This is a genomic window from Streptomyces sp. NPDC050617 (genome assembly GCF_040654795.1).
Classification (GTDB): domain Bacteria; phylum Actinomycetota; class Actinomycetes; order Streptomycetales; family Streptomycetaceae; genus Streptomyces.
In genome coordinates this window covers 1-14,412 of sequence record NZ_JBFAIS010000020.1, presented here as the reverse complement: position 1 = coordinate 14,412, position 14,412 = coordinate 1, and the positions used below count along the sequence as shown (strand labels likewise).

At 70.9% G+C, this 14,412-nt stretch carries 11 protein-coding genes; 4 read left to right on the top strand and 7 right to left on the bottom strand.

Features of this window, described 5'->3' with window-relative positions; translation table 11 throughout:
* Nucleotide 1 precedes the first annotated feature (1 nt).
* The 3 genes from AB0I49_RS24685 to AB0I49_RS24675 all read right to left on the bottom strand — a co-directional run bounded on the left by AB0I49_RS24685 (nucleotide 2) and on the right by AB0I49_RS24675 (nucleotide 3,339).
* Nucleotides 2–889: a sugar ABC transporter permease gene (locus AB0I49_RS24685; RefSeq protein WP_363229239.1), complete on the bottom strand. Its 888-nt coding sequence runs from the start codon at nucleotides 887–889 to the stop codon at nucleotides 2–4.
* Nucleotides 889–2,244, bottom strand: coding sequence for an extracellular solute-binding protein (locus tag AB0I49_RS24680; protein WP_363229238.1), 1,356 nt, complete (start codon nucleotides 2,242–2,244; stop codon nucleotides 889–891). Before AB0I49_RS24680 ends, AB0I49_RS24685 begins: the two co-directional genes overlap by 1 nt.
* Before the next feature lie 78 nt (nucleotides 2,245–2,322).
* Nucleotides 2,323–3,339 (bottom strand): chitinase, encoded by a 1,017-nt coding sequence (locus tag AB0I49_RS24675; protein ID WP_363229237.1) that lies wholly within the window; start codon nucleotides 3,337–3,339, stop codon nucleotides 2,323–2,325.
* A gap of 213 nt (nucleotides 3,340–3,552) precedes the next feature.
* Here AB0I49_RS24675 and AB0I49_RS24670 point away from each other — a divergent pair, with 213 nt between their 5' ends.
* Nucleotides 3,553–4,695 (top strand): methyltransferase domain-containing protein, encoded by a 1,143-nt coding sequence (locus AB0I49_RS24670; protein WP_363229236.1) that lies wholly within the window; start codon nucleotides 3,553–3,555, stop codon nucleotides 4,693–4,695.
* Between the two features lie 170 nt (nucleotides 4,696–4,865).
* On the opposite strand, the gene AB0I49_RS24665 is transcribed toward AB0I49_RS24670, so the two are convergent.
* Nucleotides 4,866–5,573 (bottom strand): response regulator, encoded by a 708-nt coding sequence (locus AB0I49_RS24665; RefSeq protein WP_363229235.1) that lies wholly within the window; start codon nucleotides 5,571–5,573, stop codon nucleotides 4,866–4,868.
* A gap of 40 nt (nucleotides 5,574–5,613) precedes the next feature.
* Entirely contained in the window at nucleotides 5,614–7,401 is a 1,788-nt protein-coding gene (locus AB0I49_RS24660) for a sensor histidine kinase (protein ID WP_363229234.1), read from the bottom strand.
* 257 nt (nucleotides 7,402–7,658) lie between these two features.
* Here AB0I49_RS24660 and AB0I49_RS24655 point away from each other — a divergent pair, with 257 nt between their 5' ends.
* Entirely contained in the window at nucleotides 7,659–8,975 is a 1,317-nt protein-coding gene (locus tag AB0I49_RS24655) for a cation:dicarboxylase symporter family transporter (RefSeq protein ID WP_363229367.1), read from the top strand.
* A gap of 224 nt (nucleotides 8,976–9,199) precedes the next feature.
* Here the strand turns inward: AB0I49_RS24655 and AB0I49_RS24650 are convergent, their stop codons facing one another.
* Nucleotides 9,200–9,877 carry a TetR/AcrR family transcriptional regulator gene (locus AB0I49_RS24650; protein ID WP_363229233.1) on the bottom strand — a complete coding sequence of 226 codons (678 nt, stop codon included), beginning with the start codon at nucleotides 9,875–9,877 and terminating at the stop codon, nucleotides 9,200–9,202.
* Nucleotides 9,878–10,101: 224 nt separating this feature from the next.
* On the opposite strand from AB0I49_RS24650, the gene AB0I49_RS24645 reads away from it, so the two are divergent.
* Nucleotides 10,102–11,736, top strand: a complete 1,635-nt coding sequence (locus AB0I49_RS24645; RefSeq protein ID WP_363229232.1) for an MFS transporter — start codon at nucleotides 10,102–10,104, stop codon at nucleotides 11,734–11,736.
* Between the two features lie 191 nt (nucleotides 11,737–11,927).
* On the opposite strand, the gene AB0I49_RS24640 is transcribed toward AB0I49_RS24645, so the two are convergent.
* Entirely contained in the window at nucleotides 11,928–13,145 is a 1,218-nt protein-coding gene (locus AB0I49_RS24640; protein WP_363229231.1) for a cytochrome P450, read from the bottom strand.
* A gap of 198 nt (nucleotides 13,146–13,343) precedes the next feature.
* On the opposite strand from AB0I49_RS24640, the gene AB0I49_RS24635 reads away from it, so the two are divergent.
* Entirely contained in the window at nucleotides 13,344–14,084 is a 741-nt protein-coding gene (locus AB0I49_RS24635) for a MarR family transcriptional regulator (protein WP_363229229.1), read from the top strand.
* Nucleotides 14,085–14,412: the final 328 nt, after the last annotated feature.

The following is a 14,412-nucleotide window of genomic DNA, read 5'->3' as shown; positions in this document are numbered from 1 at the left end:
CTCAGACCTCCTCGCGCAGCAGTCGCAGATACACCATCGAGAACAGCGCCCCCACCAGGAGCAGCAGCAGCGCCACCGCCGTGCCGTAGCCGATGAGCGCCTTCAGGAACGCCTGGTCGTACATGAAGACGGGGAGCGTCTGGCTGCGCGTACCGGGCCCGCCGCGCGTCATCGCCCAGATCAGGCCGAACACGGACAGCGTCTGGAGCGTGTTGAGCATCAGATTGGTGGCGATGGAGCGGCGGATCATCGGCAGCGTGACACGCCACATCCGCTGCCACCCGCTCGCGCCGTCCACCTCCGCCGCCTCGGTGACCTCCCGCGGGATGTCGGAGAGCGCGGCGGAGTAGACGAGCATCGAGAACGCGGTGCCGCGCCAGACGTTGGCGAAGGAGACCGCGAGGATGGGCAGCGTGAACAGCCAGTTCTGGGACGGCAGATGGAGCCATTCCAGAATGTCGTTGAGGGTGCCGCGCTGGTTGAAGAAGGCGTAGAGCAGAAACCCGGCGACGATCTCCGGCAGCACCCAGGCGGCGATGACGACGGCCCCGGTCAGCGTCCGTACGGGGCGCGAGGCGCGCCGCATCAGGGCGGCGAGGGCCAGGCCCAGGGTGTTCTGGCCGACGATCGAGGAGAGCACGGTGAAGACGAGGGTGAGGACGACCGCGTTGATGAACTTGTCGTCCGAGAACGCCTGCTTGAAGTTGTCCAGGCCCACGAAGTGCGTGGCCGAGGAGCCCGTCAGCTGCATGTCGGTGAAGGCGATATAGACGCAGTACGCGATGGGCCCGCCGAGGAAGAGCAGCAGGAGGAGGGTGGCGGGGGCGAGGGGCAGCCAGCGGAGGCGGCGGCGGGGCCCGCGGGGCCGCGCGGCGGGGAGCGCGGTCATCACTTCCTGCCCACCACAGCGCCGTCGGTGATCGACGAGACCTGCTCGTCGTACGCCTTCGCGGCCTCGGCGACCGACGAGTCGCCGGTGGTGACGTTCTCCATCTGCTCGCCGATCGCGGCGGAGACCCTGGGGTAGACGGGCAGCGCGGGCCGGAAGTGGCTGTACTTCACGAGAGAGGTGAAGAAGTCGATGCCGGGCATGGACGTGAGGTACTTCGCGTCGGCGGCGACATCGTCGCGGACGGCGATCTGCGCGCCCCGGATGTCCCACTCGACCGCGTTCCGCTTCGACTGGAGGGTCTCGATGACCTGCCAGGCCAGATCGGCGTAGCGGGACTTGGCGGGGATCGACCAGGCCCAGCCGCCGGAGAGGCTGACCTTGCCGGGCGCCTGCCCGTGCTGGGTGGGGAACGGGGCCTGGGCCATCACCTTCGACCACTGGGGCCAGGGCTTGCCGCCGGTGGGGAGCCAGTACTCGCCGAGCCAGGAGCCGTCGAGGTCGATGGCGACCTTGCCGGCCGGCAGCCACTCGCTGACGTTGCGCACGGCGACGTTCGGGTCGAGGGCGTCGGAGAGCTCGGGCCCGAGCTTCTCGGCGTAGACGCTCCGCACGAAGTCCAGCGAGTCCCGGAACCCCTTGCTGCCGGTGACCCATTTCTTCGCCGCCGGGTCGTAGAGCGGGTCCTTGCCGGTGCCGTACAGCAGCATCTCGAAGGTCTGCATCACGGACGCCTCGCCCGCGCCCTTGCCCGTATAGACGTTGAGCGGGGTGACGCCGGGGACCTTGCGCTTGATCGTACGAGCGGTGTCGAGGACGTCCTGCCAGGTCTTCGGCCGCCATTTCGCGGGCAGTCCGGCCTTGGCGAAAATCTCTCTGTTGTACCAGAGGGCGCGGGTGTCGGTGCCGTCCTGCACGCCGTACGTCTTGCCGTCCTCGGCTCTGGTGGCGGCCTTAGCGGCCGGTACGAACTGCTTCCAGTCGGCCCACGTCTTGAGCTTGTCGTCCAGGGGGCGCAGATATCCGCTCTTGATATCGGAGTTGATGAGGAACGTGTCCTCGTAGACGAGGTCCGGTGACGTCTTCGGGGACCGCATCATCTGCTGGATCTTGGCGTAGTAGTCGTTCTCGGACGCCTGGATCGGAATGAGTTCGATCTTCTTGCCCTGGTGCGTCTTCTCGAACTCCTTCTTCACCATGGCCAGATAGTCGTCGGTGTACCGGACCTTGCTGTTCGTGTTCCGCTGGTAGGCGACCTTCACGGTGTCCGGATGGGGCGCGGACCCCGCGCCGCAGGCGCTGAGCGCGCCTGCGGCGAGGGCGGCGGCGAGGATCACTGGAACGGTGGGGCGCACGGCTCGACCTCCAACTGGCCTCGGCGGGCTGCCCGGTGACCGCACGGCCGCCGCCGGCGGGGCCCTGCCCCGCGACCGTCAGCCGTTGTACCCGGCCAGCACCTTGGTGAAGTCGTACGTTCCCTGCTCGATGCCGCTGCACGCGTCACCGCCGCCGCCCGATCCGCACTTGCGGTCGCGGTTGAGCGCCCAGAAGGAGACGCGGGAGAGGTGGTGGCTCGTCGCGTACGACACCATGGATGTGAAGTTCGCGACCGAGACGATCTCGCCCGCCTGGTCGGTGCGGCCGTTCATCGAGGAGAAGCCGACCTTGCGGTAGGCGGCGTCCGAGGACAGCTTGTACTCGCTCGCGACGGTGTTCTTCAGCCCGTCCACCGCCGACTTCGTGGCCGCCGCCATGTCGACGCTGCCCTGCCCGAAGTCGAACGGCATCACGGCCCACTCCGCGTCGAGCTTCTTGGCCGCGCCGCGCTTGACGAGGTCCTTGCCGTCGGCGGTCGGGCCGGTGGTGGTCGTGCCGAAGGTGACGTAGATCTTGAGGCCGGGGTTCTTCGTCTGGGTCGTCTTCAGCGCGTCGACTACGCGCTGGCGCACGGTGGCGTTCGAGACCTCGGTGCTCTCGATGTCGATGTCGATCGACTTCAACTTATAGGCGTCGATCACCTTCTGGTACGCCCCGGCGAGCGCCCCCGCCGAAGAGCACTTCTCGCCCAGCTTGTTGCCGCTCCAGCCGCCGAACGACACGGTGACGTCGCCGCCGGCCGACCGTATGGAGTTGATCGTGGACTGGTCTGTCCCGCCGGTGAGGGCGCGGGTGCCGTCCCACTTCGGGTTGCAGCCGCCGTCGGAGAGCATGAAGGCCATGGTGAACTGCTTGATGCCGGTGGCCGACATGACGGACGTCGCCTTCGGCGGACTGCCCCAGCCGAGGTAGAGGTAGGGGCCGTTGAGCCCGCTGGGCGCGGCGGTGGCGGGCGTTGCCCGGGGGGTGTGCGAGCTGGGCGCGGCGGCCTGGGCGCCGGCGGTGAGGACGCCGCCGACGAGTGCGGCGGCGGAGAGTACGGAGAGCGCGGAGACGATTCTCTTGCGATGCACGTCGAACCTCCATGGGGGGGTGGGTTGAACGTGCGTGAACGCTAGCGAGACGTCATGCTCGCGACAAGACGGTGGTTAGGAATGTTTCCTAACGCATGAAGTTGCGGGGGTATTGGGGCCTGTGCGCCGTGAGTGACGTTATGGTGACGCAGGGGTGCGCCCCTCCGTCCCCGAGCCCGGTGACGGCGACCATCGCGAGCCGAAGTGGCCCATATGACTGCCGACATGACCGCCGACATGTCCACGGACTTCACCGCCCTACGAGCCCAGGCCGCCGAAACCCTCGGCGGCCTGGGCGCCTTCGCCCAGCCCTGGTTGCGCCGCGCCTTCGAGAGCGTGCCTCGGCACGCGTTCATACCGGACACCGTGTGGGCCGAGGACCAGGACGGTTACCGGGCCTTCGGTCGTACGCAGGACCCGCGGCGGTGGGCCGCCATGGCCTACGACCCGCGCGACGGCCTCGTCACCCAGGTCGATGACGGCCGCACCCCCGCGAACGGCGTCGGCACCCTGCCGACCTGCTCCATCAGCGCCCCCGACGCCGTGCTGAGCATGCTCGCCGAAGCCGATCTGCGCCCCTCGGACACCGTCCTGGAGATCGGTACGGGCACCGGCTACAACGCCGCCCTCATCGCCCGACGCGTCGGCGGCGACAGCGTGGTGACGGTCGAGATCGACGCATCGCTCCACGCCGGAGCCCGTGCCGCGCTCTCCGCCGCCGGCTACGGGAACGTCACCGCCGTGCGCGCCGACGGAGAGGCCGGCTACCCGTCCCGTGCCCCGTACGACCGGGTGCTGTCCACCGCCGCGGTCCTGACCGTTCCGTACGCGTGGGTCGAACAGACCCGCGCCGGCGGCCTGATCCTCACGCCCTTCCGCACCGCGTTCTGCTCCCACGGCCTCGCGCGCCTCACCGTCGAGGACGGCACGGCGTCGGGCCGGTTCGCCGGGGCCATGACCTTCATGACCGTACGCGGCCAGCGCCCGCGCTCCCCGATCGGCGAGCTGTTCACCGACGGGACCTGGCAGGAGGCGCGCGAATCCGCAGGCGACGGCGGCGCGGACCGCCTCGCCCTGACCGACCCGCACGCCGTCTTCGCCATCGGCCTGCGGCTGCCCGGCGTCGCCCACTGGGAGCAGGGCGACGCGCACTGGTGGTGCAGTCCCGACTCCTGGGCCTACGCGGCCGGCGGGTCCGTGCGTCAGTGGGGGCCGCGCGACCTCCACGACGAAACGCGCGCCGCCGCCGACTGGTGGCGCGACCAGGGCCGGCCCTCGCTGTTCGACTTCGGCCTGACGGTGACGGAAAGCGGCCAGACGGCCTGGCTCGGCGATCCGGGGAGCCCGCTTCCCTGAAATGCCGGTCGCGGCAGCTCAGGGAGCCGCGGCCTGCGGCGAGGGCGACGTGCCGATGGAGGAGCTGCGGCGGGCGGCGGTGGCGGGCGCCTGCGCGGCGCTGGGCATGGACCCGTAGCGGCAGCAGAAGGCGTCAGCCCGTCCGCGCGTCCGTCCCGTTCCGTCCCGTCTCAGCTCTGGGACAGCCACCGGTAACGGAGTTCGGGACGGCCGACATGACCGTACTGCGGGGTGCGGGCGGCGCGGCCCGTGTGGACGAGGTGTTCCAGATAGCGGCGGGCCGTGATCCGCGAGATGCCGACGGCGGTCGCGGCCGTGCCCGCCGAGAGCCCGTCCGCGCCGGCCGCGCGCAGCGCCTCGGTGATCGTCTGGAGCGTGTCCAGGCTCAACCCCTTGGGCAGGGAGGCCGGTTGCGGCGCGCGGAGCGCCGACAGGGCGCGGTCCACCTCGTCCTGGCCGCTGGCCTCCCCGGCGGCGGCACGGAAGTCCGCGTAGCGCACGAGCCGGTCGCGGAGGGTGGAGAAGGTGAACGGCTTCAGCACGTACTGCACCACGCCGAGGGACACGCCCTCTCGCACGACCGTCAGGTCGCGCGCCGACGTCACCGCGATGACGTCGGCCGTATGCCCGGCCGCGCGCAGCGACCGTACGAGCTGGAGCCCGTGCCCGTCGGGCAGGAAGAGGTCCAGCAGCAGCAGGTCCACCGCCGTCCGCTTGAGGAACTGCGACGCGTCCGCCCGCGAGTGCACCACCCCCGCCACGACGAACCCCGGCACGCGCCGTACGTACAGCGCGTGCGCGTCGGCCGCGAGCGGGTCGTCCTCGACGACGAGGACCCGGATCGGGTGGTCGGTGTTCACCGGCGGCGGCGTACTCATAGCGGAGCTCCTACGGGAAGGGAATGGCGGCGGCTCGGTCTCATGCCGTGACCTCGCTGCGCAACGGCAGCGCCACCGTGAACTGCGCCCCGCCGGCCGCCGACGCCGCCACGTTCACCGTCCCGCCGTTGCGCCGTGCGGCTTGCTGGACCAGGGCCAGACCAAGCCCCCGCCCCGGCGCCTTGGTGCTCCACCCCCGCCGGAACACTTCGTCGACCGCCCCCGGATCGATCCCCGGCCCGGTATCCGCCACCCGCAGCAGCAACTGCCCGCCGTCGGCCCGGACGGTCACGGTGACACACCGGCGGTCGGGCTCGGGGAGGGGTACGGAGGCAGGCGCAGGGTCGCGGACTTCGTGCGCGCCCGCGTCCGCCTCGTACCCGCCCCCGGCGGTCCCAGGAGCAGACCCCTGCTCCGCCCCCGCCCCCTCGACGCGGCGGCCGGGGCCGACGGCGGCCGGGGTCGCCCCCAAGGGCGCCGGCTGCGGCGCAGCCGCACTGGCATCGACGGCGTTGTCGATCAAGTTGCCCAGAATCGTCACCAAGTCCCGCGCCGGCAGCTCCGCCGGCAGCACCCCGTCGTCGATATGGCTCTCCGGGGTGAGCGTCAGCTCCACCCCGTGCTCATTCGCCTGTGCCGCCTTCCCCAGCAGCAGGGCCGCGAGCACCGGTTCGGCGACGGCCGCCACCACCTGGTCCGTCAGGGCCTGGGCCAGTTCCAGTTCCGCCGTGGCGAAGTCGACGGCCTCGTCGGCGCGGCCGAGTTCGATCAGGGACACCACGGCGTGCAGCCGGTTGGCCGCCTCGTGGGCCTGGGAGCGGAGCGCCTCGGCGAAGCCGCGTACGGAGTCCAACTCGCCCGACAGCGCTTGGAGTTCGGTGTGGTCCCGCAGGGTGACGACCGTGCCGCTGCGCTCCCCGCCGCTGACCGGTGACGTGTTGACGACGACGATCCGGTCTGCCGTCAGATGGACCTCGTCCACGCACGGGCCCGCCGCCAGGAGCGTCTCGGTGAGCGGGGCCGGCAGGCCGAGGGCGGTGACGTGGAGACCGACGGCGTCGGGGGTGAGCCCGAGCAGGTCGCGCGCGCCGTCGTTGATGAGGGCGATGCGGCGCTCGCCGTCCAGCATCACCAGCCCCTCGCGCACCGCGTGCAGCGCGGCCTGGTGGTAGTCGTGCATGCGGCTCAGCTCGGCGGCGTTCATGCCGTGCGTATGCCGGCGCAGCCTGGCGTTGACGATGTACGTGCCGACGCCGCCGAGCGCCAGCGCCCCCAGCGCCACCCCCAGCAGCGCCATCACCTGCCGCCGCACCTCGGCGCTGATCTCGTCCACCGTGATGCCCACGCTGACCAGCCCCGTGATCCGCGCCCCGGAACGGATCGGCGCCACCGCCCGTACGGACGGCCCGAGCGTTCCGGTGTACGTCTCGGAGAACGCCTTCCCGCGCAGCGCGGGCCCGGTGTGGCCGAGGAACTCCTGGCCGATGCGGGCCGCGTCGGGGTGCGTCCAGCGCGTTCCGTGCGGATCCATGATCGTCACGAACGTGACCCCGGCGTCGCGCCGCACCCGTTCCGCGTACGGCTGGAGCGCCGCGCTGGGGTCGGGGGAGCCGGCGGCGGCCCGTACGGACGGCGCGCCCGCCACCGCCGCGGCCGTCGCCGTCACCTGACGGCGCGCCGCGTCCTCCGCCTGGCCCCGCCCCGTGGCGTACGCGAAGAACGCGCACCCGGCCACCACGGCGGCGACCAGCACGATCTGCATCGCGAAGAGCTGGCCGGCCAGGCTGCGGGGGCGCGGTATGCGGGGTGGTATGCGGGGTGCGCGCATGGCCGACAGTCTGCCTCGCGCCCGCGCCGTGAACGTAATGCACGTAAGGGTGACCGCGGTCACAGACGGGTGCATAGTCTGCGGGGCCCCACTCATCACTCATCGGGAGAGCGCGGGCCGCCGGAGCCGCACGCCGCACACCGAGGAGCACCACCGTGTCAGCGCAGACACCGCCACAGCCGCCGTCGCCGGCGCCGTCCCCGGACGGGCCCGAGCAGGCCGCCCGTCCGAAGAGGGACCGCACCCACTACCTCTACATCGCGGTCATCGCCGCCGTGCTCCTCGGCATCCTCGTCGGGTTCACCGCCCCCGGCGTCGCCGTGGAGCTGAAGCCGCTCGGCACCGGGTTCGTGAACCTGATCAAGATGATGATCTCGCCGATCATCTTCTGCACGATCGTGCTCGGCGTCGGATCGGTCCGCAAGGCGGCCAAGGTCGGCGCGGTCGGCGGCCTGGCGCTGGGCTACTTCATGGTCATGTCGACGGTCGCGCTCGCCATCGGACTCGTCGTCGGCAACATCCTCGAACCCGGCAGCGGACTGCACCTGACCGAGTCCGTACGGCACGCGGGCGAGGCGCAGGCCAAGGGCGGCGACTCCACCGTCGACTTCCTCCTCGGCATCATCCCCACCACCATGGTCTCCGCCTTCACCAAGGGCGAGGTCCTCCAGACCCTCCTGGTCGCCCTCCTGGTCGGCTTCGGCCTCCAGGCCCTCGGCGCGAGCGGCGAACCGGTCCTGCGCGGCATCGGTCACATCCAGCGGCTCGTCTTCCGCGTGCTGGCCATGATCATGTGGGCGGCCCCGGTCGGCGCGTTCGGCGCGATGGCGGCGGTCGTCGGCGAGACGGGCGTGGACGCGCTCAAGTCGCTCGCCGTCATCATGGTCGGCTTCTACGTCACCTGCCTGCTCTTCGTGATCATCGTGCTCGGCACGATCCTGCGGCTCGTCGCCGGGGTCAGCATCTTCGCGCTGCTGAAGTACCTGGCACGCGAGTTCCTGCTGATCCTCTCCACCTCGTCCTCGGAGTCCGCGCTGCCGCGGCTCATCGCGAAGATGGAGCACCTCGGCGTCAGCAAGCCCGTCGTCGGCATCACGGTCCCCACCGGCTACTCCTTCAACCTCGACGGCACGGCCATCTATCTGACGATGTCCTCGATCTTCGTCGCGGAGGCGATGGGCGAACCCCTCTCCATCGGCCAGCAGGTCTCGCTGCTCCTCTTCATGATCATCGCGTCCAAGGGCGCGGCGGGCGTCACCGGCGCCGGCCTCGCCACCCTCGCCGGCGGCCTCCAGTCCCACCGCCCCGAACTCGTCGACGGCGTCGGCCTCATCGTCGGCATCGACCGCTTCATGAGCGAGGCGCGCGCCCTCACCAACTTCGCGGGCAACGCCGTCGCGACCGTGCTCGTCGGCACCTGGACCAAGGAGATCGACAAGGCGCGGGTGGGCGAAGTGCTCGCCGGGCGGCTGCCGTTCGACGAGATGACGCTGGTGGACGACGGGCACAGCGGCACGAAGGAGGCGGCGGAAGGCGGCCCGGGCGGAATGGAGAAGGAGCCCGCCGCCGTGTGAGCCGGATGACGCCCCGACCATCGGCTCGTGGACGCCGGCCGCGGTCCGTGTGTGAAGTACGAGCCGCTGGATACCCGGCCGGTGCGCGGACGGGAAGCGCCCACTCGCTTCCGCCTCGCACCCCCTGATCGCGAAGCCCCGCTGACGCCCCCGTTCAGCGGGGCTTCGCCGCGTGCGGGGCTGATTCCTCTGATCGTGTACGGGCGCCCGATTCCGTACGAGCGTCAGCGGGCCTGCCCCTGTCCCGGGCCTATCCCCGCAGCCGCCGCCGTAGCCTCCCGTACGGCCTCCGTCACCGCCTCAGCGGCGCGGGCCGGGGCGACGCCCGCCGTGGCCAGCACCGTGGTCGCGGCGGCGACGCCCGCCGTCTCGGCGGGCAGCGCGCCCTCGTTGACCGCTTGCATCAGCCCGAAGAGCGTGTGCTCGTAGACGTGCGCGAGGGCGCGCGAGGTGAGCGGCGAGCTGAACGCGCCGTCGTCCAGGCCGCGCTGGATCAGGCCCGCGGCCTTCAGCCGTACGGGCTCCAGGCGGGCCCGGATGCCCGCGTCCGTGACGCTGCGCTGGGCGAGGGCGACGAGGAGCCGGTAGCGGTCGGCGGACTCCCAGACCGAGAGGGTGGCGCGGGCGAGCGCCCGGTCGGCCGGGGGAGCGGGGGCCGTACCCGCCGAGACGTCCTCCATACCGGCCGCGAAGGCCCGTGACACGTCGTCGACGGCGGCGTCCGTCAGCGCGGTGATCAGCGCTTCGCGGTTGGGGAAGTGCCCGTACACGGTGCGGCGTACCACCCCGGCGGCGCGTGCGATGTGGTCCATGGACGCGTCCGGATTGCGCACCAGCTCGGCGAGCGCGATGTCCATGATGCGGCGGCGGTTGGCGGAGGCACGGCTGCTGAGTGTGGTCATGGTGGTGCGGCTCCTCGGTCGGCGTCCTCGTCCCCGTGCGGCGCGGGGCACGCGTGTGGCCGCCCATTCTCCGGGGGCGTGCGGCTGGTTGCCCCGGGCGTGCCGACCACTCCATTTTGCACACGGCTGTGCATTCGGCTAAATTGCGCACTGCTGTGTAATTGCACAGTGCTGTGCAATATCAATCAACTGGGGTCCTGCCCCGGATCATGAGAGGTGTCCGGATGCGCGTCGTCATGTCGACGCCGGTCGAGAAGATGGACCGGCCGTACGGAAAGCGCTGGGCAGCGCTGGGGGTGCTCTGCCTCAGCCTGCTGATCATCGTCATGGCGAACACCACCCTGACGGTGGCCGCCCCCGACATGACCATCGACCTGAACCTGAGCAGCGCCGACCTCCAGTGGGTCATCGACGGCTACACCGTCCCGTACGCCGCGCTGATGCTGCTGCTCGGCGCGATCGGCGACAAGTACAGCCGCCGCGGCGCGCTCGTACTCGGCCTCGTCGTCTTCGGTGTCGCCTCGGTCGCCGGAGCGCTCGCCGACAGCTCGAACGCGGTCATCGCGTCGCGTGCGCTGATGGGCATCGGCGCGGCCTTCGTCATGCCGGCCACGCTCTCGCTGCTCGCCGCGACCTTCCCGCGCGCCGAACGGGCCAAGGCCATCACCATCTGGACCGCCACCGCGGGCCTCGGCATCGCCGCCGGCCCCCTGGTCGCGGGCGCTCTGCTGGAGAAGTACAGCTGGAACTCCAGCTTCCTCATCAACGTGCCGATCGCCGTACTCGGCATCCTCGGCGCGCTGTTCCTCGTGCCGCCGTCCAAGGCCGGCCACAGCGACCGGCTCGACTACGTCGGCGGGCTGCTCTCCGTCATCTGGGTCGGCTCGCTCATCTACATGATCATCGAGGGCCCGCACTTCGGCTGGGGCGCCGCCGCGATCACCGCGGCCGTCGTCGCCGCCGTCGGCCTCGTCTGCTTCGTCCTCTGGGAGCTGCGCCACCCGCGCCCGGTCCTGGACGTCCGCCGCTTCGCGCGCCGCGCCTTCGCCGGGTCCACGCTCGCCGTCGCGCTCTTCTTCCTCGCCGTCTTCGGCGCGTTCTACTACCTCACCCAGCACCTCCAGTTCGTCCTCGGCTACTCGCCGCTGGACACCGGTGTGCGGATGCTGCCGCTGGCCGGCGCGGTCTTCGTCGGCGGCGCGCTGACGGCCCTGCTCACGCCGAAGTTCGGCATGAAGGTCACGGTCGCGCTCGGCATGGCCGTCGGCACGGTCGCCATCGCCCTGCTCACGCGGATCGACGCGCACTCGGGGTACGGGGACTTCGTGATCCCGCTCATCGTTCTCGGCCTCGCCATCGGCCTGTCCCTGTCGCCCTGCACCAACGCCATCATGGGCTCCTTCCCCGAGGACCAGCTCGGCATCGGCGGCGCGGTCAACAGCACCTCGATCGAACTGGGCGGCTCGCTCGGCATCGCCGTACTCGGCACGGTGCTGGCCAACACCTACTCCGACAACCTCGCCGACGCGGCGGCCAAGTCGGCCGCGGCCGGGGCGCAGATACCGGAGAAGGTGCTCTCCGTCGCGCAGGACTCGGTCGGCGCGGGCCTGGCCGTGTCCGAACAGCTCGCTGCCAAACTCGGTACGCAGCAGGGCGCGTCCTTCGCCGACGCCGTGCGCTCCGCGTTCTCCGACTCGGTCGCCCACACCAGCGTCGTCGGCGCGGTCGTGCTGGGCGTCGGCACGGTGATCGTCGCCTTCCTCCTGCCGGGCCGCAAGAAGGCCGCGGCGGACGCCGCGGCGGAGGGCGCGAAGGGCGAGGGCGCGAAGGGCGAGGACCGCGAGTCCGAGCGCGTCTGACGCTCCTGCCGCACGGCCTTCCGTACGGCTCTACTGGACGGCTTTACGGGACGGCTCTACGGGCCTCCGCACCGACTTCTTCGTCGGGGCGGAGGCCCGTAGGCGTACATATGGCGGTACGTAAGGCGGTACGTATGTACGCACGTACCGTACGGCCGCGACCACTACGACACCGCGTCAGCGGCCGGAGTTCATACGTCCCACGTGACAGGGAGGCTCTTCACCCCGTAGATGTCGGCGGTCTCCGGCCGCAGGGCGACGTCCTCGGCGGGTACGGCCAGGCGCAGCGTGGGGAAGCGCTTGAGGAGCGCGGTGAAGGCGACGCCCATCTCGACGCGGGCCAACTGCTGGCCCAGGCACTGGTGGATGCCGTGCCCGAAGGCCAGATGTCCGCTGAACTTCCGCCCGAGGTCGAGCACATCGGGGTCGGCGAAGCGCGCGGGGTCGCGGTTGGCGGTGTGGTACGAGAGGACGACTGTGGTGCCGGCCTCGATGGTCCGGCCGCCCAGTTCGACGTCCACCAGCGCCGTGCGCATGAACGACTTGGCGACGCTGAGATACCGCAGCAGCTCCTCCACGGCCTGACCGGTGAGCGCGGGATCGGCGCGCAGGGCGGCGAGTTGGGCGGGGTGCTGGAGAAGGGCGAAGGTGCCCAGCGCCAGCATGTTCGCGGTCGTGTCCAGCCCGGCGGCGAGCAGGATCAGGCTGATGCCCCGCAACTCCTCGTCGTCGAGGTCGCTGTCGGTGAGTTCGCTGAGCACGTCGTCGGTGGGGTTCGCGCGCTTGGCGGCGACCAGTTCGGCCAGGTAGTTCTGCGTAGCGGTGTAGGCCGTTATGAGCTCCTCGTCGGTGGTCTCCCCGCCCATGAACGACTCGACCTGCTTCTGGAACGAACCCCGTTCCTCGTACGGCACGCCCAGCAGCTCGCAGATCACGATGGCGGGGATGGGCTTGGCGAACGCGGTCACCAGGTCCGCCGGCGGCCCGGTCTGCTCCATGGCGTCGAGGCAGTCGGTGGTGATCTGCTCGACGCGCTCGGTCAGCATCCGCATCCGCCGCACGGTGAACTTGCCCACCAGCGGCTTCCGGTAGCGCCCGTGCTGCGGCTCGTCGGTGAGGAGGAACTCGCCGGGCGGGGCGGGCGGAAGCTCGAAATCGACCACGTTCATGAGCTCCTTGCGGGCGCTGAACCGCGAGTCGGCCAGTACCGACCTGACCTCTTCGTACCCGGTGATCAGCCAGCCGGGTACGCCGCCGGGGTGGATGAGGGGGCTGACGGGGCCGCGCCGGTGGGCTTCGGTCAGCTCCGGCGGAGGGGCGAAGGGGCAGCCGGAGCGGCGTGCTGTCGGGAGCGTCATGGGGGTGGGGGCGGTGGCGGTGGCGGGGGCAGTCGGGAGGGAATCACTCATGGCCATTCCTCATCTCGCGATATTACGCGTTTTCGATATCTCGAAAGCTACGGCGCGTTCGCGGGGCCGTCAATCTCGAAAAGTGCGTAATCCCAGGTGGGCGACGTCAAATTGATGCAATGACGCTGCGCGTGAACGCAATGGGGCGTTGCAATGAAGGGCGGCGAAAGCAATACTGCCGCCATGCCAGGAGGACGGTTGACCCAGCAGGACCGCCAGAGCATCGCGTCCGGACTCGCCGACGGACGTTCGTACGCCGAGATCGCCAGGCGGCTGCACCGGCCGACCTCGACGATCAGCCGGGAGGTCGCCCGCAACGGCGGCCCCAGCGGCTACCGCCCTCAGCAGGCGCACCGGGCGACGGTCCAGCGGGCACGGCGCGGCGTGCCGTCCCGCGTGCGCGCGCCCGGCGCGCCGGGCGGCGTCGCGGTGGAAGAGAAGATCGAGGGGAAGACCGCCGGGAAGACCGCGGGTAGGACCGCGGAGAAGATCGCGGTAGAGGAAGCCGCGGAAGGGGAGATCATCGAACTGGCGGTCCGGTCCGGACTGCCGAGGATCACCGCGCGCATCCACATCGACCTGCTGCTCTCCGAGGACGGCCGACGCACGGCAGCCGAGCTGACCCGAAGGCTCGGCGTCAGCCCGGCCTCCGTCTCCGTGGCCGTCAACTACCTGGTCGAGCAGGGCTACGTACGGCGCGAGCGCGATCCGCGACGCCGCCGCGACATCTACGTGGTCGACGCCGACGCCCCGTACAACGCGATCATGATCAGCGCGCGGCAGACGATCGAGGTGGCGCGGGCCGCGATGGCCGCGGCGGAGACGTTCGGCCGCGATACGCCCGTGGGGCGGCGGCTGACCAGGGAGGGGACGTTCCTGGAACGCGTCATCGAGGACATGATGACGTCGGCCGAACGCTGGCGCGGTCTCCTGTCGTGAGGGGCCTCGGCGCGGCGGTCGGCCATGTGGCGCCGGAAGCCGCCTGATCAGCCCGACGTCGTGATCCGGGGGAGGAGCCCACCCCGTTGCTTCCCTGAAGATCGACCCCGCGGGTCCGGGCACTCCTGCCGCACAGGCACCCGCCGCCACACCTCCGGCCGGCCTCCTGCGCCTGGTCACCAGCGGCCCGGCGTATCAGCCGGAAGGCGCTGGCAGCGCTCGGCAGCCCTTAGATGAATGAGTCCGATGTTTGTGCTGGCCGCGACCATGGCGAAGGGCGCCCGTTGGCTCGTGTGTGACGACAAACCTGGACACCCTTCTGGCGGCA

Bases quoted from the DNA above. Each gene is read 5' to 3' on its own strand.
- AB0I49_RS24665 (WP_363229235.1), bottom strand. From the start codon at position 5,573: ATGAGTACGCCGCCGCCGGTGAACACCGACCACCCGATCCGGGTCCTC.
- AB0I49_RS24645 (WP_363229232.1), top strand. From the start codon at position 10,102: ATGCGCGTCGTCATGTCGACGCCGGTCGAGAAGATGGACCGGCCGTAC.
- AB0I49_RS24685 (WP_363229239.1), bottom strand. From the start codon at position 889: ATGACCGCGCTCCCCGCCGCGCGGCCCCGCGGGCCCCGCCGCCGCCTC.
- AB0I49_RS24670 (WP_363229236.1), top strand. From the start codon at position 3,553: ATGACTGCCGACATGACCGCCGACATGTCCACGGACTTCACCGCCCTA.
- AB0I49_RS24640 (WP_363229231.1), bottom strand. From the start codon at position 13,145: ATGAGTGATTCCCTCCCGACTGCCCCCGCCACCGCCACCGCCCCCACC.
- AB0I49_RS24660 (WP_363229234.1), bottom strand. From the start codon at position 7,401: ATGCGCGCACCCCGCATACCACCCCGCATACCGCGCCCCCGCAGCCTG.
- AB0I49_RS24650 (WP_363229233.1), bottom strand. From the start codon at position 9,877: ATGACCACACTCAGCAGCCGTGCCTCCGCCAACCGCCGCCGCATCATG.